Source organism: Psychrobacter pasteurii (assembly GCF_900162815.1).
Taxonomy (GTDB): domain Bacteria; phylum Pseudomonadota; class Gammaproteobacteria; order Pseudomonadales; family Moraxellaceae; genus Psychrobacter; species Psychrobacter pasteurii.
The window spans coordinates 1-295 of record NZ_FUGD01000208.1; the positions used below are offsets into that span (position 1 = coordinate 1).

The window sequence follows — 295 nt, forward strand, 5'->3', positions numbered from 1 at the left end:
TGTAAGCTAAAATTAATCTTGCCATACTAAGCATATGAAAACACTCAAGCTACGCATTAAAGACAAACACATAAAAGAGCTGAATCAGCTAAGCGGTTCGGTAAACTTCGTGTGGAACTATGTTAATGCGTTAAGTTTTGAGCATCTAAAACGTACCGGTAAGTTTTTTAGTGCCTATGATCTAAGTGAGTATACTAAAGGTAGCGGTGAGTATTTAGGATTACACAGTCAGACCTTACAAGCTATCAATGAGACTCACGCCAAGGCCCGAAAACAATTTAAAAAAGCCAAGCTT

The 295-nt window shown here is 37.6% G+C and carries 1 pseudogene; it reads left to right on the forward strand.

From position 1 onward, the window contains the following. Positions 1 to 34: 34 nt before the first annotated feature. Positions 35 to 295 (forward strand): annotated as a pseudogene (locus tag A1232T_RS13425) (RNA-guided endonuclease InsQ/TnpB family protein); the annotation flags it as partial.